The sequence below is a fragment of the Gracilimonas sp. genome (assembly GCF_031581265.1).
Classification (GTDB): domain Bacteria; phylum Bacteroidota; class Rhodothermia; order Balneolales; family Balneolaceae; genus Gracilimonas.
This window is the reverse complement of record NZ_JAVLBQ010000045.1, coordinates 1-20,811: the sequence shown is the minus strand read 5'-3', so window position 1 is coordinate 20,811 and position 20,811 is coordinate 1. Positions and strand designations below refer to the sequence as shown.

The following is a 20,811-nucleotide window of genomic DNA, read 5'->3' as shown; positions in this document are numbered from 1 at the left end:
CTACCTGACCCAAAAATTACCACCGGCTGGAAGCCCACATATTTTGACAGAAAGTGATGCGCCTGACGCGCCCTAACGACCCAGCGTTTAAGCGGCGAGCCGAGTTGTTAAAATTAAGGTTCCGAACCCTAAACGAGTCCGCTTAAAACGCCTTGTTATACGCACGGTAGTTTTAAAATTTTTCGGAACTATTTTCTGTCCACTCATCTTCCTTATCAATAATTTCTTCAGCTCGCTCTGGATTTCCATCCTTAAATGGATCATCATCATAAGTTGAAAAATATTGATTTGAAGAAACTGTCCATTTCCCGTTGTATTTCCTTAACCAAACTGCGTCTCTAAAAATATTACTGCCTACTGAATATCTAATGAGTGCAAGTGCGATATCATCAGCGCTCAATACTTCAGCCACCTCAAGAGTATTTTTTATTTCCTCATTGTTATCTTTAAACCAATAATCTAAATCGGAAAATAGAGGTCGCTGAAAATCATCGTAGTCTAAATATCTCCATTCAAAGTAACTTAAAGCTGTTTTTTGAGCAGATGTATCTGCTAGGCTTTCCAACTTACTTGTGGTTTGGATATTATTTGACGGAGTTTTTTGATAATCACATCCAATCAATAGAATTAATGGTACAGTTAAGAGGGATATACACCGAAAAATTAAAGTCATATTTTTAGTTTTAGTTAAATAGTGCGTATAACGACATTGCGCATAACCGGCAGGCACAACAGCGTTGAATTTATTACAAAATGATAGATTAACTAATAAATGAAAGGGAGGCAATGGAATGGCGAGGCCTGTCCGAGTTAATGCGCGGGTTATACTGCTAAAAGTTTTTTGAAGAAGTTTACTCTCTCAGGTGATTGCGGAGTTTACGAGATTCATCTTGTGAGGTATCCTTCTCTTCTGGTATCTCAATTTCTGAGGTAGAAGTATTTCTATTTGTTATTGACGATTTACTTTCACTTTTATTACTGGATTGCATAACCAATTCAGAAAGCTGGCGTATGGTGCTATCAACTTCGCTTTTATATTTATTGATGTGTCGTTTATCAATGTATCTAAGTAAAGGATAGCTGAGCAGCGAGAGCATTATTCCAGCCCCGAGTCCTGGCCAAAACATTCCCCATAGTTTTTCGCTGACAGCTCCACCAAATATCCCGAGGAAAAAAGCTAATGGAAGTACAATTATGAGCAGTGTATTTAGGGCACTGTCCCAATCCAGGTTATAAATCTGTCGTTTGCTGACACGAATACGAAACCGTTCACCGCGTTGTTGTAACAGTACGCGGGTGAAAAATGCACCCGATGATGATGTATAAATCCATTCCGTAAAATTAGGTTTTCTCTCTATCTTTGCCTTTCCTTTATGAATCTGCCAGAGCTTTTCCCACCAATTCAGCTCGTCGGTAGTACCATAAATATGATTCAATTCTGTGACAAGCATGTCTAATGTTTCTTTGTCCGGCTTACTATCAAGCCAGACCTCAGAAGTAATTTCATCTCTATTTACACGCACTTTTTCTTCATGATCTTCAGGAAGAACATCCATTTCGTAAGCTGCACGTTCAATCAGCTCTGGATCGAGACCTGTTTCAGCAGCAACATTTTTAAGTTCACCAATATTCAACCCATTTTCCCAGTTCTTCTTTTCGGGTAAAGGTCGTTTGGATTCGAGCTCAACAGCTTTTTTGATCAACTGTTCAACTTCTTTTTTAGAGTAGATTCGTTCTGACATGCCCAAAAGTTTTATGGTTAATCTTAAAAAAAAACCGGTTATTCTTACGCTAACATAATATTATACGAACAAGCATATTGTTATATGGTGTCGGATAATGTCCGAAAACCTTTCTTTAAGGTACTTATTCGCCGTTTTAGTGATGTTATCCGTCTCATTAGTCGAATAATGTCGCCGGATAATATCATTTTTTTTGTAAGGAATTGCTTCCTCATCGCTCTAACAATATAACACCATCAATCAATTAATCAACAGAGATTATGGCTAAGTCAAAATTGTTAGAACAGGTTAGAAGGGAAATCAGAAGAAGAAATTACAGCTACAAAACCGAACAGGCCTATACAAAATGGGTTGTCAGGTTTGTAAAACATCATGGCACGGTTCACCCTTTAAAATTAGACGATCAGGATGTAGAGGAATTCCTGAATTATCTTGCGAACGAAAAAAATGTAGCTGCGGGAACACAAAATCAGGCACTTGCTGCTTTGGTGTTTCTATATAAAAAGGTCTTAGGCAAAAAGCAGTTAAACCTGAAAGATCTGGAGCGCGCCAGGAAACCCAAAAAATTGCCGGTAGTATTATCCTCGCAAGAAACCTCAAAACTGTTGAAGAAAATGGATGGATTAGGGTTGTTGATTTGTCAACTTTTGTATGGCAGTGGACTCCGAATTTCAGAATCTCTGCGGCTGCGGGTTCAGGATATTGATTTTGATATGGAACAAATTTGGGTTAGATCTGGAAAAGGGAAAAAAGACCGAATAGCACTTTTGCCTAAAAGATGTATTCCTAAGCTGAAGGAACAGGTTAAAAAAGTTGATGCATTACACAAAAAAGATCTGGCCAAGGGATATGGAAAGGCGCTGCTCCCTAAAGCACTTGCCAAAAAATACAGGGACGAAGAAATTCAACTCCGGTGGCAATATCTGTTTCCCTCAAAACGAATTTCAGAAGATCCCAGAAGCGGCTTACATCATCGTTATCATATATCAAACCGGTTTGTACAGCGCAGGCTGAAACGCGCAGCTCATTCCGCAGGCATCAATAAAAAAGTTACTTGCCATACTCTCCGCCACTCCTTTGCCACGCATCTGCTCCAAAATGGCTACGACATCCGAACTGTACAGGAACTCCTTGGCCACAAAAACCTCAAAACCACCATGATATACACGCACGTGATTAATAAAGGGGGCAACTACATAAAATCTCCGGTGGATGTCATTTAATAGAGTGATCCTGAGGGTACCCACGAAGGACCAACACAACTAAGAAATGGCATCCACCTGTGAAGATGTTTCGGAAGTGTCCTCAACATGACTTTAAATAAAAAAACAAGAAGAGAACAAATGACCTACGCAACCTACATACTAACTAATCCCAACCGAAAAGTCCTTTACACAGGAGTAACAAATAACCTGCCAAAAAGAATCGTGGAGCACTATCAGGAAAAAGGAAATCCAAAAACATTCGCAGGCAAATATTACTGTTATTGCCTCATTTGGTACGACACGTTTCCAACCATGAATGAAGCGATTCAGGCGGAAAAAAGAATAAAGGGAAAGAAAAGAGCCTGGAAGGAAAAGCTGATCGCGGAGAAAAACCCAAAATGGAAATTCTTAAATAAAAAAGTACTCGGTGAATGGCCTCCAAGGCGGACCGTACCACAAAGCTAAATTTAAGAGTCATCCTGAGAGTACCCTCGAAGGACCTGCATAAGTACGAAACGACATCACTCTGTGAAGATGCTTCGGGAGTATCCTCAGCATGACTGTAGCACTACCTACTCTTCAAAACCCCCGATAAATTCAGTTTATGAATCGGAATCAAGTAAGAGGAAAGCATCTCGTCTTTGTGGATGCCAAGCTCGCCGGTTCCCCGAAAATCAACCATACACACTTTCTCTGCTGTTTGTACCACTTCACCAATTCCATAAAACTCTGGGCTGGGGCCGTAATACACCAAATCTCCCGTCTTAAGCGTATTTTTGGCGCGCCGATGATAGGGTAATATCACCGGGAGCAAATCAAGTCGATAAGGCAGTCGTCTTTTTTTTGAACTTCCCATTACGCTTCGGGATTCTGATGATGAATAATAATTTTACGCCTCTCTTCAGGTTGATGTAAAATATCAACCCGGATGGCATCTTCAGGAATTAAACCCTCAATTTTTTCAGGCCATTCGATCAGGCAAACGCCCTCGCCATAGAAGTATTCTTCGGCTCCTATTTCAAGCGCCTCTTGTTCATGCTCCAGGCGATAGCAGTCAAAATGGTAGACCGGTAGAGTGCCGGAATATTCGTGAATCAAAGTATAGGTAGGTGAACTGACTTTTTCAGGTTGAATTCCAAAATAGGAAGCAACACCTTTCACAAAATGAGTTTTGCCGGCGCCAAGATCTCCATCCAGCCGAACCACATCACCGGGTTGAAGCTGTTTCCCCAACTCCTTTCCGGCTTGAATGGTTTCATCCACTGATTTACTTATGATGGTTTTTTTAGCGGACACTTTTCTTATTCAGTTATTTTAATTGAGACGTCCATGTTTTTTAGATAGCCCTCGATTTCATAGGGTTTTAGCACCAAGGCAAAATTTCTCTGCAAATATAAAAAATCCTTAGTGGCTTTGGTTTTTAAATTAAAGTGGAGTGTAAATAGATAGTATAGACAAGGATAGTTTCTGGTGCATTGGTGCCAACACCCCTCACAATTCAAAAAAGAACGGTTTTTTGAATTGATCTCCCTTCAAGGGGAGACTTAGCAGGGAGGTACCAAATTTTGCGCTGGGTGTAAGTTGCTAAGGGCAATTCCAAAATTCTTTCACCAAACACTCTTCATAAATAAGGCCTATTTCGGCCTTAAAGTAGCTACCGGTAATATCACCTCTTCCATCGAAGCTCCGCCGTGCTGAAAAGTATCGCGATAGCGGTTTTGGTATTTATGATAGTTGGTAGGATATACGAAGTAGTAATCTTCACGGGCAATGATGTAATTGTTGATGTTACCAATAGTTGGCAATCGATATTGCTCCGGGTTATCCATAAATATAACGGCATCCGATTCATCGGCCTTCAAATTTCGTCCGTATTTGTAGCGAAGATTGGTCGCCGTATCCCGGTCTCCATATACCTTTGTATCGCGGAGGGCTCGTACGGAACCGTGATCAGTCGTAATGACAAGTGTTACATCTTCTTTGGCTAATCCTTTAAACATTTGCAGCAGCGTAGAATGCTGAAACCATGCTTCGGTTACCGACCGAAAGGCCGAAACATCGGGAGCGAGTTCTTTGATCACATCGGAGTCAGAACGAGAGTGAACCAGGGTATCTACAAAATTAAATACAAAAGCTGCCAGTTTTGACTGGGCATAACTTTGAATTTTATCAGCTACCCTTTTACCGGATTCTGCATTCAGGATTTTCTCATATTTAAAATTGATATTAAGTCCTTTTCGCTCCAGTTGCTTACTTAGTAATTCCTCTTCATGCCGGTTGAGCGAAGTTTCATCCTGTCCCTGCTGCCACAATTCCGGATACATCCGAGCAATATCGGCTGGGTATAACCCTGCAAAAATAGAGTTACGCGAATACGGAGTGGCCGTTGGTAAAATGGAATAATAGAAGTCAGTATCTATGGAAAAGAGGTTGGAAAGAAAAGGTTCGAATAGCAGCCACTGATCATACCGCATACAGTCAATAATAAAAAACATGACGTTTTCATCTTGCTGCAACCTGGGATTCACATACTTCTGAAAAATTTCGTGGGAAAGGGTAGGGCGAGCCTCTTCTTTTTGGACCCAGTCTCTGTATTCCTGATCCATGAATCGCCCAAATTCTTTATTGGCCTGTTGGAATTGATCAGATAAAACTTGTTGTAACCCGTCGTCTCCGTCGCCGAGATCAATCTCCCACTGGGTCAGTTCTCGGTACACATCAATCCATTCCTTCCAATGGGTGCCGGGATGAATGCGGGATGAAAGTTCATTGAATTGCCGCAAATAGGTTTGGGCAGATTTCTCAGATTGAATGCGACTGCGTTCCAAAAGTCGTTTAGTTGTCAATAAAATCTGATTGGGATTCACCGGCTTAATAAGGTAGTCGGAGATCTTACCGCCAATGGCATCTTCCATAATGGATTCTTCTTCACTTTTGGTAATCATGACCACGGGCAGTGAAGGCTGGAGAGATTTTATTTTTTCAAGGGTTTCAATGCCACCCATTCCGGGCATCTGTTCATCGAGATACACGATATCGAAAGGTTCTGAGGCAATCAGGCTGACTGCATCATCTCCGTTAGAGACTGGGGTGATATCAAAACCTTTTTTTTCTAAGAAAATAATATGTGATTGCAGCTGATCTATTTCATCATCTGCCCAGAGTATTTTTGGCATGAAATTCTTTAGTCGTTTAGGGTGATAAAAGGTCGGATGTTTTCTAACCTTGTTTCTCCGATACCGTTAACATTAATGAGTTCCTCAATGGAATCAAAACCGTCATTGGCTTCCCGGTATTCAATGATCCGGCGTGCATAGGCAGGACCAATACCGTTCAAAGTTTGGAGCTGAGCCACCGTAGCTGTATTTATGTTTACTTTTAAATTGGCATCAGGTTCCGGATTTGCAACATCATCAGTTTCTTCCGCAGCCACTGCTTGTTCGGGTTCCGGTTCATTAACTTCTTGCGCCGGAGTATATTTTGCTGCCAGTTGTTTTTCTTCTAAAGCAGCCTGAGTTTCTTTGGCTTCAAGCTCTGCTAAAATGTGATTGTACTTTTCCTGGCTGTAGTTAAATTGTTGCTGAATAAAAAAGGTAGAAAGCAAAAGAAGGGTAATAAGAACCAAAAGTAACGAAAATGCAATACGTTCTTTTTTGGATATCTGTAATTTTTCAATCCAGAAAAAAGCTTTTCGTTTTAGGTCGTTAAAATTCATGAGGCTAATATGGCTCGGTCTGATATCATTTTCAATAGCTTACTTATAAAAATAAGTAATTTCAAAACTGAAAATGAAGTAGGGGTGTTTGTTGAAGTTTGGTTATTTTTCATTTTTATAAATCCTGAAAGTTTAGATCATGGTATACGAATTTCTTAAGCGCACTCCCCAATTTGATGAAACCGTTTTTGTAGCCCCCAGTGCTGATATTATTGGCGATGTAAGCCTTGGTAAAGAAAGCAGTGTGTGGTTTAATGTGACCATTCGGGGCGATGTAAATTTTATTGAAATTGGCGAACGCAGCAATGTACAGGATAATGTCTGTATTCATGTAATGAACCAAACAGGCCCAACAGTTATTGGTAATGAAGTAACCATTGGTCACGGAGCCGTTGTGCACGGATGCACCATCAAAGACCGTGTTTTAGTGGGAATAAATACGACTATTTTAGATGAGGTGGTCATTGAACCGGATGTGATTGTTGCTGCAGGAACCCTTGTCCCTCCCGGAAAAACCCTGGAAAGCGGATATATGTACATGGGCTCCCCGGCTAAAAAAGCCCGTAAACTTACAGACGAAGAATTAGCCTCTATTCCAAAATATGCGGCCAACTACGTGAAATACTCCCGGGCCTATCAGCAAAAAGATCAGTACGACGAAAATCCTTTCTACACGAAGTAATTTTAAATGTTAAATGTGGGAACCCATTTAACATTTAGTATTTAAAATTAAGCATTCCCCAAAATGAGCGGTCTCTATATACATATCCCATTCTGTAAGCAGGCGTGCTCGTACTGTGATTTTTATTTCATAACCCGGCAACAACACAAGCAAGATTTTGTGGATGAGTTGGTGGAGGAAATTCAGGCTAAGAAGGATACTCGTTTTACAGATGAACCCGTACGAACGATTTACTTTGGAGGGGGCACTCCGTCCTTGTTATCCCCGGGTCAGGTGGAAGATGTTTTGGATGCTATTCACCAGGTTTTTGATGTGCAGACCGAAGAAATAACCCTGGAGATGAACCCCGATGATGTGAGTAAGGATTATTTGAGAGGACTGAAGTTGGCTGGGATAACGCGAGCAAGTATGGGTGTGCAGTCCTTTAATGCTGATCTGCTCGATTTTATGCATCGGGCTCATACTGCTGATGAGGCACTAAAGTGTTTGGAAATATTAGAGGCTTCAAAATTTGAGGTTTTTACGGTAGACCTGATATATGGTAATCCCGGGCAATCTCTTAATACACTTGAACATGATCTAGATACGCTTCTACAGTTTAACCCGCCACATGTTTCGGCTTACTCACTTACCGTTGAGCCCGATACAAGACTGGGAAAGCAGGTGAAATTAGGAAGAATTGCACCTCCCGAAAATGATACCGTGGCCGACCATTTTGATTTGGTTACTGAGAAGTTGTCAGCACATGGGATCAATCAATATGAGGTGAGTAATTTTGCCCGATCGGGCTCCGAAGCAGTTCACAATTCAAATTACTGGAATCATGAAAACTATTTGGGATTAGGTCCCGGTGCTCATTCTTTTTGGTGGAATGAAGATCGGAAGTCTGCCAATCGCTGGAGTAATAAGGCGGATATAAAAGCCTACCTGAAAAAAGCACATGAAACTCCCTATGAACTGGAGAGGCTAAATTTGCCAAACTTAGCAGAGGAACGACTGATGTTGAGACTCAGAACCAAGAAGGGGGTCTCAAGAAAAGTATTGAAGTCTCTATACAAATTTGAATTTAGTAGTGCTCAGATCAATTACCTTCAAAAAATGGAACAGGAAGGAAAAGTAATGGTAGATGAAAACATCCGGCTCACCCCAAAAGGACTTAAAATAGCCGATGCCATCTTGTTAGATTTGGTGACTGCTAAATAATAATGAGGATAATTCTCAAATTCCGGATAGGGTAAGTCTTCGCTTGAGAGTGTGTGAGAAAGTCAAAGTTCAATTCCCTTGGCCACCAAGGCACAAGGACACAAAAAAAACACAACGTTTATATTATTGATATTATGTTCTTTGTGAAGCTTAGTGCCTTCGTGGTAAAGTGTAGCAGGATGTTCAATTATCGGATATTTTATTACAGCCTCCTGAGGGAGGGATGTAGGGGCTAAAATCAGTTACAACTCTAAACCTAAATGATCGAAATACTTTTTTTACTTTTAGGCTTTGATATCCTGCTTTAACTACTGAATTTCTCGTTCCCACTTAGCGGCCAACCGGGCATATGCTTCTGCTTTATAGGGTTTGTTGGCATTTTGGTAGGCTTCAGAGACCATGCGTGCTGCGGTAGCTAATTTCTGTAAATCAGCTTCTGAAAGGTTATCACTATTTCCCTCCAATTCAGGAACAATCAATCCAAGGCTTGCATTAACCTGATCCGGGTCATCATCTACAGATTGATTTTGCTGAAAAAGCAACGGCCAAAACTGTGCGTTTCCGTAAATGTTTTCTGCAATCACCCAATACCATTCATTTTGATTTACCCGGTAGTCGATTTCGACATCACTCGATTCAACTCTGACAGGTTGATTATCAATTTCTGCAGTTTGTTCCTCAGTTGTTGTTTCTGGTGAGCTTGAAGAAGTTGTTTCCGGTTGTTCTTGTTGGGAAGTGCCTTCAGGCTCTGTCTCTTGTTCAGTTTCAGCGCTCTCTGTCTGTGCAGGCATTTCGGTTGCCGGTGGCATTGGTACAGAGGAGGTTTCTGTGTTTCCGGAACCAAAAGGATCAAAAAGTAAAAGCAGGGCAACTAAAATCAATACTACTGCAGGTACAAGAATTCCAAGTACCATTGTAGTGGTGCTCATGCCTTTACTATTAGCTGCTACAGGTTTTTTTCGATCTTCTTTTGGTTGCGATTTTTTTTCTGATGTTGAATTCCCTTCTTTAACCAACCGGGTTTCAAGATGAGCATATTTTGCGTTGACTCGCTCACGCAGTGCTTTGTATGGAGAAAAGGAAACCCTCTTATGTGCGGGAATAGTAATGGGTTCCCCGGTTTGTGGGTTTTGTCCCTGCCGTTCATCCACTTCCTTCACTTTGAAACTTCCGAAGTTGGTGATGGAAGCCTTGCCGTTTTCCTGAAGTTCATACTTAATTTCAGCAATCAATGCCTTTGTGAAGGCTTCACTCTTTTGTTTGCTTTGGCCCGATTTACGAGCGAGAGCATCAACTATTTCACCGTAGGTTACTTTTTCACTCATTCTTAATCCTCCTTAAGTTCATCTTTGAGGGTGCTGCTTTGGTTAAAGTGAACTACTTTTTTGGGAGGAATCCACATCATTTGCTCATAATGGGGATTATATGATTTGTGCTTTTCTCTGACTTCAGCTTTAAAACTTCCCAGTCCGGGTAAAGTAAAGCCCTTATTCTTGGAAAGAAGCAACGTGAGGCCTTCAACAAAATGATCATATAGATCTTCTGTCTCAGCTTGAGTCAGGTCTAAGTCAGAGGCTAATTTTTTAAGCACTTCCGCTTTGGTCATGATTTTTCCGGAAAATTTTTAATTAATTTGAATGGAATAAATGTTAAAACAAGGAAAGAAGCAATTTTGGTAAATTTTTTGGTCGGTATTTTACAGCTTAGGGAGTATGCTTATTATGTTTTATGTTGTTTTGAATAACTAAATTAGCCGAAAATGCTTACGTCTTTTATTGAAGTATCCAAAGAGTCTGATTTCCCCATTCAAAATTTACCATATGGGGCTTACCGAACGGAAAGTGGGGATATCCATTTATGTTCTGCGATAGGTGAGTACATCATAGATTTGTTTGTACTTGATGAGGTAGAGTTTTTTGGTGGTCCGAACCTGAAGGGAAAAGGCGTATTCCTGGATTCCAGCTTGAATTATTTTATGAGTTTGGGGCGCCCGGCCTGGAAGGAAGCAAGGGAAACCTTGCAAAAACTTTTGGAAAAAAGTAATCCGAGGTTGAAGGATGATGAGCAGCTCAGGCAAAAAGTATTGAAAGAACAAGATTCGGTTGAAATGGTAATGCCGGTACAGATTGGGGACTTTACCGATTTTTATTCTTCCGAACAGCATGCCCGAAATGTAGGGGCTATGTTTCGGGACCCTGAAAATGCGCTTCTCCCCAACTGGAAGCACTTGCCAGTAGGCTATCATGGCCGGGCAAGCTCAGTGGTAATAAGTGGTACAAAAGTTCATCGTCCCAAAGGGCAGATTTTACCGGAAGGCGCTGATGCGCCGGTTTTTGAGGAATCAAAACTCGTGGATTTTGAGTTGGAAGTGGGCTTTCTCACCGGGCCGGGAAATGAATTAGGTCAGCCTATTGATGTTGATAAAGCGGAAGAGCATATATTTGGATTGGTATTGGTAAATGACTGGAGCGCCCGAGATATTCAAAAGTGGGAATATCAGCCGCTGGGGCCTTTTCTTGCAAAAAACTGGGCGACCTCAATTTCACCTTGGATTGTGACTTTGGATGCTTTGGAACCATTCCGAACGGAGGCTCCGGCACAGAATCCGAAGCCACTTTCTTACCTGGATCAAAAAAACCGTACGACTTTTGATATTGAATTGGAAGTATTCATTAAAACAGAAAAGCTATCGACTCCATATGAAATCTGTAGGACCAACTATAAGCATCTATATTGGACGATGGCACAGCAGTTGGCGCATCACACTATCACAGGATGTAATATCAAACCCGGGGATTTGTATGGGTCAGGGACTATAAGTGGCAGCGAGGAAGGTTCTTACGGCAGTATGTTAGAGCTGAGCTGGAAGGGAACTAAAAAACTAAAGTTGCCATCCGGTGAAGTAAGAAGTTTTCTTGAAGACGGAGATGAGATCATCATGAAGGCTTTTTCTAAAAACGATGAACTTAGGATAGGTTTTGGAGAGGTAAGGGGAAAAATGATATATTAAATGGTCTAATTGTTTATTAGAAAGGGTTTCTGAAGCAGAATTTTGTATTGTTCAACTTTAGGGGAGAAAGCTATCATTCAAAATATGAGTTTACAAAAAGTTATTAAGGCAGTTTTTTTTTGTAATGCTTTTCTTTGCGTTTATAAAAACTTCCGTATTCGCACAACAGAGTACAAGTATAAATGTGACTAACACGCAGCCAGAACCTGGTGAAACGGCGGTGGCAATTGATGGAAATATACAGATTGACTTTAGTGATTCTTTCCAATCTGTTGATTTTTCACAAATTTCTATCGAAGATGGTTTAGCAATACCGGTTACAGGGCTTGACTTTTCAACTCCTAATGATAATACCACGCTACTAATTTTTCCCCCGAATTTAGACCCTCTTACCACCTATACGGTTACTATTCCTTCGGCAGCAATACAGGAACTGGAAAATGATTTTAGCTTTTCATTTACTACGGGAGATCCGTTTTCAGTTACTGAAACCACACCTGCTAACAATACGAGCGGAGTTTCATTAGATCCTGAAGTAAGAGTTTCTTATAACAAGCCATTTAACATTTATGGTGGGGCTTTAGTGAGTTTGAATGGAAATGGTCTGCCCTTTTCATCTCTATCGGTAGAAGAAGACAGTATTTTGGTGATTGATACCCCTGTTTTAGACCCTTCAACCAACTACAGTATTGAAATTGCATCAGGTAGTTTTGAGTCGGAAGATTTAAAGTACAATGATGCTTATACCTTTGGTTTTGAAACAGGCTCCAGACCGGGAATAAATTATACGATACCCTCTAATTTGGCTACAGAAGTAGATACAGGTTCCGGATCTCTTATCCAGTTTAAAGAATTAGTAACCGTAGAAGAGGAAGCTAATTTAGTACTTACAGATTCAACGGGCACCCCTGTAAGCTACGATTTGACATTAAGAAACCCGTTTTTTTCAGATGGCAAGCTTGTAGTTACCAGTGTTGAAAGTGCACTTGGCGGTGTACAAGGCCTACAAGAAGGAATGCCTTATGTAGCAGTGCTGGACTCCGGTCTGGTAAGGAATACAAATGGTATTGTAAATGATCAATATACGTGGACGTTTGAAACAAAATCCTATCCTCCCGATATTGTTTCAAAGTCACCGGACTCTTTAGATTATGATGTAGATCTCAAAAACGATCTAAATATAAATTTCAATAAACCGGTCGAAATATTAGATGCACAAAAAATTACTATCACGGATGAAACCGAAAATGCAGTTTCAGGAATAAATCCGTATTTAGATCTTGGTGAAAAAAGTACAGGTACAGGCTCGAGCTATGCCACCGGTGTAGGAATATCTCATGATGATTTTGTAGCAGATAAGATTTATACGATAGAGATTGATCAAGGTGCATTCCAAACGGAATCTGAAGCTCAAAATTCAGGATATTCCTGGAAGTTTTCTACCTATTCGAATCCATTCCTTCAGGTTTCAGCAACAAGTCCGGTTGATGATGCAGTAGAGGTGCCAATTGATACTGATGTATCAGTTACGTTCAATCAGACAGTTACTGCTAATGATTTATCGGGTGTAATATTTTCACAAAATTCCGAAGTTCCGGTTCCCAATACAAATGTAAGTGTTTCGGGAAACAAACTAAATATTTCTCATGATGGACTCTTAGCCGGTACAGGTTACTTCGTTTCTATACCCTCCAACGCTGTTCAAAATACAGATGAGATTGGAAATGAGAGCCTCTATTTTAGTTTTACTACAGAATCAGCCACCCCCCTCACAGTAGTTGAGACTATCCCAGAAGATGAATCAAATGGTATCCCTATTGATACCGAAGTATCCGTTACTTTTGATCAAAACATTGAGGCCAATAATCTTTCGCAAATATTTATTGGAGATATTATTGCTGAAGAAACGGTTTCAGGAACTTCAGTCATTATTTCAGGAAATAAACTCACAATAAATCACCCCGACCTTAATTTTGACACAGAATATATTGTTCAGGTGCCTGCCGGCGCTGTAGAAACCAGTGATGGCGCGATAAACAGTTTAGTAAGCTGGCAATTTAGAACTATAGCAGGTTCGCCACCTGAATTGGTTTCTGTACAACCGGAAGATGGGGCAACAAATGTGCCTATAGATGCTGTAGTAAGTGCTCAATTCGATAGTGATATTTTATCCTCTAATTTATCAGATATAAGCATTGAAGACGAAGCAGGTAACGAAATTTCGGGGATTACCCCTGAAATTAATTCAGATGAATTACTTATAGGGCACGATGATTTTGAATATGACCACACTTATATTGTAACCATACCGGAACAGGTTCTGGAAAGTGATACCGGGTTATATAACTCGGAAATTACCTGGAGCTTCACAACGGTCCCCTCTCCTCCTGAAATTACTTCCACCAATCCTGAAGATGGTTCAACAGGAGTTGCTGTTGATACTGAGATAACGGCTACGTTTGATAAAGGTATTTTAGAACAAGATTTAACCAATATTGAAATTGTAGATGAGGCGGGAAATTCACTTTCCGGAATTTCTGCTTCAATATCAGGCTCAGAATTAACTATAACTAATCCCGGCCTTGAATTAGGGACCACATATACTATAAGTATTGGAGATGGTACGGTAATTAATGTAGGGGACATCCCCAATGAGGCTTATAGCTGGAGCTTTACGACTATCCTGGGAATACCTGAAGTTATTGAATTGAGTCCCGAAGACGGAAGCGACGAAGTGTCAGTGGAAGCACCTATTACCGCAAAATTTAATCAGCCTATAAATGAAGGAGACCTGTCAGAAATACGTTTAGAAAACGATTCCGGGACAGCTGTTGAAAATGTATCTGCTGCTGTGGAAGGTACTCAGTTAACACTGTTCCATCCGGAGCTGGATCGGGGAACAACTTATACAGTTATAATTTCGGCCGGAGCCATAGTCAATGAGGATCAGGTTTATAATGAAGCATTCACCTGGAGTTTTACCACCCTGCTTGAAGTACCACAGGTAACATCTGTGAGTCCTGAAGATGGAGCAAGCGGTGTAGCTGTTGATGCGCCAATAACTGCAGAATTCAGCCAGTCATTAAATACCGGTGATCTGTCGGGTGTGCGTCTGGAAGACGGTTCAGGGTCTGGAGTCTCAAATGTAACGGCCGCCATAGAAGGTTCTCAGTTGACACTGTCTCATCCGGAATTGGATCGGGGAACAACCTACACGGTAAGCATCCCATCCGGAGTGGTGGAGAACAGTGACGGAGTAGGCAATGAGGAGGTTAGCTGGGAGTTTTCTACGATATTGTCAGCTCCCGAAGTGAGTGCGGTAATTCCGGGGGAAAACGCAACAGCTATTCCTGTAGATGTCTTAATAACCGTGGAATTCAGTCAGCCGGTAACTGCCGGGGAGCTAACGGGTATCCAGCTTGAAGATGGCTCGGGAGCGGAAGTTCAAAATGTATCAGCCTCTGTAGATGGGAGCGATTTGGTGCTATCGCATTCTGAATTAGACCGAGGCACGGCCTATACTGTGACCATTCCATCCGGAGCGGTAATAAATTCAGATCAGGTTTATAATGAATTTTTTGAATGGAGTTTTACAACTCTCCTGTCAGCTCCGGAAGTCACTGATGTAGCCCCGGCTGAAAATGCTACGGCAGTTTCGGTAGATACAGAAATCACCATTGATTTTAATCAGCCGGTAAGTGAAGGAAACTTAAACTTGATCAACATAATATCTGATATCGGAGAGGAGGTGGGTGGATTAAACTTCACGATGACTGAAACAGGTTTAGAAATTACCCACGATGACCTCCAAAACCTGACTACTTATACCGTGACCATTCCATCCGGAGCGGTAGTAAATTCAGATGAGGTTGGGAATGAATTTTTCGAATGGAGTTTCACTACTGTTCAAGCAGTTTCCGAAGAAGTAACAGTTTCAGTAAACAGAGATTTTGGAGAGGCTTCTACATCAAATGATTACAGGTTAGTGGCTCTGCCGGGCGATATTAATGTTCCTCTTGATGAAGTTCTTGAGGGAAATGCCGTTGAAAGCTGGAATGCATTTTGGGATAATGGTGCACCTGAAGACTTTATGATTGAGTATGACGGCAGTGATACGTTCACCCTAAAACCGGGTAATGGCTTTTGGCTCATCAGCGCATCTGATTTCAGCTATGACCAAACAATTTCTGCGGCAAAGTTGAATGAACTAAACCAAGCCGAGATTTCGCTGCATGAAGGTTGGAATATTATCTCAAACCCATTGGATGTTGACGTTTCATGGAGTGAAGTTGAGCAAGCCAATGAAATGGCACTACAGCCTTTGTGGGCCTTCAATGAAGTTTTTGAGGAGAGAGAGGTGTTTGAGTCTGCCAGTGGTGGAGAGGCATTTTACTTCTTCAATAAAAGTGGGTTAGAACATTTGAAGATTCCATATATCGAGCACTCTTCTTCTGAAAAAGAAAGCTCCAATGAGAATAGAATTATTTTGTCCACTTCGGATGACGGAGAAGTATCCTCTCAAAGTGAGTTGGTTTTAGTTGAGGGGGAATTAGAACAGAATCAACTATCATATATCTACTCGCCCCCAACCGGATTTGAAAGCTCTTCGTTGCGATTTGTGCATGAAAGGCTGAAAGACTCGAACTCAAGAATTGGAAATCTTGCAAAACTTTATCACACATACAATGAGGCCGGGCAAACATTTGAAATGGAATTAAAAGCTGAATCCGGTAGTTCAGTAAAAATTTCGCTGGATGAGATGGGACAGAATAACCAAATCCATGAAGTTGTTATTTTAAATAAAGAGTCCGGAATTGCTTACGACTTCAGAGGTAAAGAATCTGTAGACATAAATGTTCAACAAGAATCAACAGAATTACTATTAGTGGTAGGCACGAAAGAGTACTTAAAAGAAGAGCATTCCAATTATTTACCGGATGAGATCAATATAAACAGAAATTATCCGAATCCATTCAACCCTACCACAACACTGAGTTTTTCAATCCCGGAATTGAATCCTGTACAAGTTAATGTATACAACATGTTGGGACAAAAAGTGGCCACACTCGTTGATAATAAGAACATGCCTGCAGGGTCACATCAGCTAACTTTTGATGCCTCAGGTTATGCAAGTGGTTTATTTATTGTAGAGTACAGGATAGGAGAAGAATCATACACCCAAAAAATATTGCTAATAAAGTAGGTGCTGATATGAAATTAAACCATTTAATACTGTTGGTTTCTTTGATAAGTATTATTTCTGCGACAACAGAATGTACTTTTAACGTTGACCCGGAGCCGCCGGCTTCTCCATCAGATATTGTAGTTACCCCATCTGATTCTAAAGTGGAGATAGTCTGGAATTTTAATAATGAACCGGATTTTGAAGGATATAATTTATACAAATCAGACCAAGCCATTGGTGATATACAGGAACTGACCCCGGTAAATGAAAGCGTATTTACAGATACTACTTTTGTGGATGAAGAAGTGGCCAACGGCACCACTTATTATTACCGAATCACATCAGTAGATTTAAATGGAAATGAAAGCAGTCCGTCGAGACAAATACAAGTAACTCCATTTGCTCCGCCACCTTCGCGGCCATAGACTATTTAATCAGGGTCATTTTTTTAGTGTATACCTGGTTATTGATCTGCAGGCGATAAAAGTAAACTCCCGAGCTTAACCCGCTTGCATCAAAAGGAATACGCTGCTCTCCTAATTGATAAACACCGTTGGCAAGAGTCTGAACTTTTCTCCCCGTTATATCATAAACAGTTAACTCAATGTCTGAGGCCGTGGTTAGGTCAAACTGTATAGTAGTGCTAAGATTAAAGGGATTCGGATAATTTTGGTAAACCGAAATGTTATCGGGGACGTAGTTGTATTTCGGATCCCGGATTTCAATTTTATTACTTGAGCTGCCAAACTGTAGTTTCAAGTTATATACGGTAGCATCTTTACTGTGATTGGCAACAACAACTCCCAAACTGTCTACATCTTTCCATCTTATTTCAGTAGGAATGTACACTTGAGGTTTGTCTTCGCCACTGTCAAAATAAGCCTCTATTTCTCCATTCTTTAAATATAATACCATGCCTAACCCAATTTGGGTTGTATCAAAATCAACCGCAATGTTTACAAATCCATCGTCTGAAGGGGATGGAATTACCTCGAAATAATGAGCAGCTAAGTCTTGTATCATAGTTATCCGAACTCCATCTTGAGGTAATCCTGAGAGGGTGTCTTCAATATTGGCGTAGGGATAAGATTCTTTTTCGCCGAATCCATACGTATCGTTTCCGGCTCTTGGGCCGGAGGCATAATGCCAGAGGTGATTTTGAACAAAGGTATTCCCAAAACTCGTACCTTTAGAAGGGAGAATTCTTCGAAGAGCATCATCAATACTGAGCTCATTTTCGATTTCTACTTGCTCCCAAACTTCTTGCCAAATTTCAGCCCCAAAATATTCCGCATAAAAAATCATCCAGCTTACATGGTAATAGGCTCCCGGAGTACCATCGGTAGGATCATAAAAAATGGACCGGGAGTCGGGAGTATCGGAGTCGAAGGATGTTTTTAAATAGTGATAATAATCGTTTACGTTATCATAAACGACCTCCTCCATGAGAGTAGCATCCATTTCAGACCATGATATTCTATGAGTAGGTCCTTGTCTATTGTTTTGCACATACTGAATAGCATGTTTAAATTCATGAGCCATAGTTGCATAAATAGCCCCGATCTGATCCCCATCAGGATGACTATTTTCTGGAAAGCCAACAAAATCATTTTCTAAATTAATATATGATCCTGAAGGTTCAGATGAGCTTGGTACGGTTTGTCCATAATAAATTGAATTTTTGAGATCAATGCGATATAATTTATTTGTAGGTATGGGGTCGGGGAACCCCAATGTAATGACGGTGTGTCGGTAAGATGAATCTGCTGATTCTGCTACCCTTTCCACATAGTCAGGAACTCCATTATTATCATTATCATCTGAAGGAACGGCATTCGACCCAGAAGTTTCATAGTTAATCTTGAATTTACCCGAGGGTGAAATATAGGTTTCTTGACTCAACGATATTTCAGACAAATCATCACGTGATATATAGCCTTCAATTTTTTCTAAGGTCTGGGGTGAAAGTTGATCTTTGTGTTGATAGTAAAACATATATGCTGGGGTAGCACACTTTTGAATGTTCTTCCCTTTTGTTAGTGAAGAAGGATCATCATGCAACAATTCAAACTGTTTTAGTGCCGCTGATTCTACATCTAATTCACCTCTTAGGAAAGCATCTTGAACATCAAGAATCTTAACAGGTTCTGTTTGAACCTGAGCAACGATAGTTAGAGGAGCGAATAAAACCAATACAGTGATTGGGAGTATCCCTCTTTTAATTTGCTGTAAGGCCTTATGCATTGTTTGGAAAATGTTTAACTTTAGGGTTCGCAAAAACAAAACGCGTCAATGTAAGAGATCTTATAATTTAAGAGAAAAATGTACCAAGTAATACTCTACTATAATTTTGAACACATAGAAGAACCTGAGAAATTTTGTAAAGCTCATAAAAAATTCTGTAAAGAAGTAGGACTTAAAGGTCGTATTTATATTTCAGAAGAGGGCCTGAACGGAACGGCTGCCGGAACGGAACAGCAAATTGAAGAATACAAAAATTACGTATGGTCGCTGCCCGGTTTCGAGGATACTGAATTTAAGCAAGAAGAAGAAGATTACATTCCTTTTCCACGTCTCACGGTTAAAGTAAGAGACGAAATTGTTTCTTTGCATGTGGATGATGTAGATCCGGAAAACGGTGGGAGCTATTTAGAACCTGAGGAATGGCGAAAAGTGATTGAAGAAGAAGATCACGTAATGATAGACGTTCGCAATAATTACGAATCCAAGATCGGTCATTTTAAAGGGGCCATTAAGCCGGATGTAGAAAATTTCTATGATTTCCCTCAATGGCTGGATGAAGCTGAAATCCCCAAAGACAAAAAAGTACTGATGTATTGTACCGGTGGAATTCGGTGCGAGAAGTTTTCAGTATTGATGAAAGAAAATGGCTGGGAGGATGTAAATCAGCTGCATGGCGGTATTTTACGCTATGGAAAGGAAGAGGGAGGCAAGCATTTCAAAGGCAAGTGTTTTGTGTTTGATGATCGTCTGGTAGTACCTGTCAATCCTCAGGATTTGGAACCCATTGCACGATGTGAGATCACCGGAAAACCGGCAGATACCTATATCAACTGTGCGAACATGGAGTGTAATAAGCTATTTGTATGCAGTGAGGAAGGTGCCCGACAAATGGAAGGTTGCTGTAGCGAAGATTGTCGACAAAGCGAATACAAGCGCCCATTTGATCCTGAAAATGCCTTTAAGCCCTTCCGAAAATGGTACAATTATTTTGGTGAAGAGTTTAAAGAAAGAGACCTTGACGAAGAACAGGTTGCCCAGTAGTAAGGTTCTACGGAGTTGACGGAGATAAAGTAGGAGTTGGAATTATCAGGATTCAGGACTCAGAACTCGGTATTCTGAATCCTGAGTTCTGAGTTCTGAGTTCTGACACCTATTCACTCCTCAATGCCTCCACCGGATTCGAAGTTGCCACTTTCCAGGTTTGGGTGCCAACGGCAAAAACCCCGACCAACAAAAGGCTAAATAAGCCCAATGTAAGGGTCCCAAACCCAATGTCAATTTGGTGGGCATAGGAGTTTATGAATTGCAAGCCAAGCCAATAACCAACAGGAAGTCCGATAAAAGCCGCGATCCCTAAAAGCACCACAAATTCTTTAGACAGTAAGCCAATGATTCTGGAAACAGAGGCCCCCAGAATTTTTCTGACCCCTACTTCTTGCGTGCGTACTTCCACGGTGTAGGTCACCATTCCCAAGAGACCTAACGATGCAATTACCAAGGCAATGAGTGCATAGAAACCGAATGAGGCAACGCGTTGCTTACGAGAATAAGTACGGTATAAATAGTCATCAGTCAATGTATAACTTATGGGTAATTTAGGAGCAATACCCCTCCATGCAGCCTCAATGTCTTTTTTGAGATTCTCACTATCTGTTACAGCACTGTATGAAATGTTCAAATAACGAAAATCATCGGGGTTGTTCTGCAACACCAGCGGCCGAATAGGTACACTCATTGATTCAAAATTGAAATCTTTGATCACACCCGCTATTTCCACCTTTGTAGAATCTCCAAGCCATACCTGCTTACCAATCGCATCAATGGG

Annotated in this window: 18 protein-coding genes; 8 read left to right on the top strand and 10 right to left on the bottom strand. The window is 40.8% G+C overall.

Annotation, left to right across the window (positions count from 1 at the left end):
- Positions 1-172: 172 nt before the first annotated feature.
- Together RI561_RS12720 and RI561_RS12715 are read right to left on the bottom strand one after the other, a co-directional pair.
- Positions 173-673, bottom strand: a complete 501-nt coding sequence (locus RI561_RS12720; RefSeq protein WP_395080625.1) for a hypothetical protein — start codon at positions 671-673, stop codon at positions 173-175.
- A 178-nt stretch (positions 674-851) separates the two neighbouring features.
- The gene (locus RI561_RS12715; RefSeq protein ID WP_395080624.1) at positions 852-1,742 is read right to left on the bottom strand and encodes a hypothetical protein; all 891 of its coding nucleotides are present in this window, start codon (positions 1,740-1,742) and stop codon (positions 852-854) included.
- Between the two features lie 260 nt (positions 1,743-2,002).
- Here RI561_RS12715 and RI561_RS12710 point away from each other — a divergent pair, with 260 nt between their 5' ends.
- Together RI561_RS12710 and RI561_RS12705 are read left to right on the top strand one after the other, a co-directional pair.
- A complete protein-coding gene (locus tag RI561_RS12710) occupies positions 2,003-2,965 on the top strand; it encodes an integron integrase (RefSeq protein WP_395080623.1) in 963 nt (320 codons plus the stop codon).
- An 87-nt stretch (positions 2,966-3,052) separates the two neighbouring features.
- Positions 3,053-3,412, top strand: a complete 360-nt coding sequence (locus tag RI561_RS12705) for a GIY-YIG nuclease family protein (RefSeq protein ID WP_395080622.1) — start codon at positions 3,053-3,055, stop codon at positions 3,410-3,412.
- 103 nt (positions 3,413-3,515) lie between these two features.
- Here the strand turns inward: RI561_RS12705 and RI561_RS12700 are convergent, their stop codons facing one another.
- From RI561_RS12700 to RI561_RS12685, 4 genes are all read right to left on the bottom strand, one after another.
- Positions 3,516-3,803 (bottom strand): hypothetical protein, encoded by a 288-nt coding sequence (locus RI561_RS12700; protein ID WP_395080621.1) that lies wholly within the window; start codon positions 3,801-3,803, stop codon positions 3,516-3,518.
- Positions 3,803-4,243, bottom strand: coding sequence for a tRNA (adenosine(37)-N6)-threonylcarbamoyltransferase complex ATPase subunit type 1 TsaE (gene tsaE, locus RI561_RS12695; RefSeq protein WP_395080620.1), 441 nt, complete (start codon positions 4,241-4,243; stop codon positions 3,803-3,805). The genes RI561_RS12700 and tsaE overlap by 1 nt, the downstream gene beginning before the upstream one ends.
- A gap of 338 nt (positions 4,244-4,581) precedes the next feature.
- On the bottom strand, positions 4,582-6,123 hold the full coding sequence (locus tag RI561_RS12690) for a response regulator (protein ID WP_395080619.1): 1,542 nt from the start codon (positions 6,121-6,123) through the stop codon (positions 4,582-4,584).
- Positions 6,124-6,131: 8 nt separating this feature from the next.
- On the bottom strand, positions 6,132-6,662 hold the full coding sequence (locus RI561_RS12685) for a ComEA family DNA-binding protein (protein ID WP_395080618.1): 531 nt from the start codon (positions 6,660-6,662) through the stop codon (positions 6,132-6,134).
- Between the two features lie 139 nt (positions 6,663-6,801).
- Between RI561_RS12685 and RI561_RS12680 the strand changes: the two genes are divergently transcribed.
- Entirely contained in the window at positions 6,802-7,344 is a 543-nt protein-coding gene (locus RI561_RS12680; protein ID WP_395080617.1) for a gamma carbonic anhydrase family protein, read from the top strand.
- A 63-nt stretch (positions 7,345-7,407) separates the two neighbouring features.
- Complete coding sequence (gene hemW, locus RI561_RS12675; protein ID WP_395080616.1) at positions 7,408-8,547, top strand: radical SAM family heme chaperone HemW; 1,140 nt, start codon at positions 7,408-7,410, stop codon at positions 8,545-8,547.
- A 308-nt stretch (positions 8,548-8,855) separates the two neighbouring features.
- On the opposite strand, the gene RI561_RS12670 is transcribed toward hemW, so the two are convergent.
- Positions 8,856-9,872 (bottom strand): HU family DNA-binding protein, encoded by a 1,017-nt coding sequence (locus RI561_RS12670; RefSeq protein WP_395080615.1) that lies wholly within the window; start codon positions 9,870-9,872, stop codon positions 8,856-8,858.
- Positions 9,873-9,874: 2 nt separating this feature from the next.
- Positions 9,875-10,153 carry an HU family DNA-binding protein gene (locus RI561_RS12665; RefSeq protein ID WP_395080614.1) on the bottom strand — a complete coding sequence of 93 codons (279 nt, stop codon included), beginning with the start codon at positions 10,151-10,153 and terminating at the stop codon, positions 9,875-9,877.
- A 153-nt stretch (positions 10,154-10,306) separates the two neighbouring features.
- Here RI561_RS12665 and fahA point away from each other — a divergent pair, with 153 nt between their 5' ends.
- The 3 genes from fahA (at position 10,307) to RI561_RS12650 (ending at position 17,167) form a co-directional block, all read left to right on the top strand.
- Positions 10,307-11,557 carry a fumarylacetoacetase gene (gene fahA / locus RI561_RS12660; protein ID WP_395080613.1) on the top strand — a complete coding sequence of 417 codons (1,251 nt, stop codon included), beginning with the start codon at positions 10,307-10,309 and terminating at the stop codon, positions 11,555-11,557.
- 184 nt (positions 11,558-11,741) lie between these two features.
- On the top strand, positions 11,742-16,760 hold the full coding sequence (locus tag RI561_RS12655; RefSeq protein WP_395080612.1) for an Ig-like domain-containing protein: 5,019 nt from the start codon (positions 11,742-11,744) through the stop codon (positions 16,758-16,760).
- A gap of 8 nt (positions 16,761-16,768) precedes the next feature.
- Positions 16,769-17,167 (top strand): hypothetical protein, encoded by a 399-nt coding sequence (locus tag RI561_RS12650; RefSeq protein ID WP_395080611.1) that lies wholly within the window; start codon positions 16,769-16,771, stop codon positions 17,165-17,167.
- Position 17,168: 1 nt separating this feature from the next.
- Here the strand turns inward: RI561_RS12650 and RI561_RS12645 are convergent, their stop codons facing one another.
- Entirely contained in the window at positions 17,169-18,986 is a 1,818-nt protein-coding gene (locus tag RI561_RS12645) for a T9SS type A sorting domain-containing protein (RefSeq protein ID WP_395080610.1), read from the bottom strand.
- Between the two features lie 78 nt (positions 18,987-19,064).
- On the opposite strand from RI561_RS12645, the gene RI561_RS12640 reads away from it, so the two are divergent.
- Complete coding sequence (locus RI561_RS12640; protein ID WP_395080609.1) at positions 19,065-20,027, top strand: rhodanese-related sulfurtransferase; 963 nt, start codon at positions 19,065-19,067, stop codon at positions 20,025-20,027.
- A 109-nt stretch (positions 20,028-20,136) separates the two neighbouring features.
- Here the strand turns inward: RI561_RS12640 and RI561_RS12635 are convergent.
- A partial coding sequence (locus tag RI561_RS12635) for an ABC transporter permease (protein ID WP_395080608.1) occupies positions 20,137-20,811 on the bottom strand: 675 nt, incomplete at its 5' end.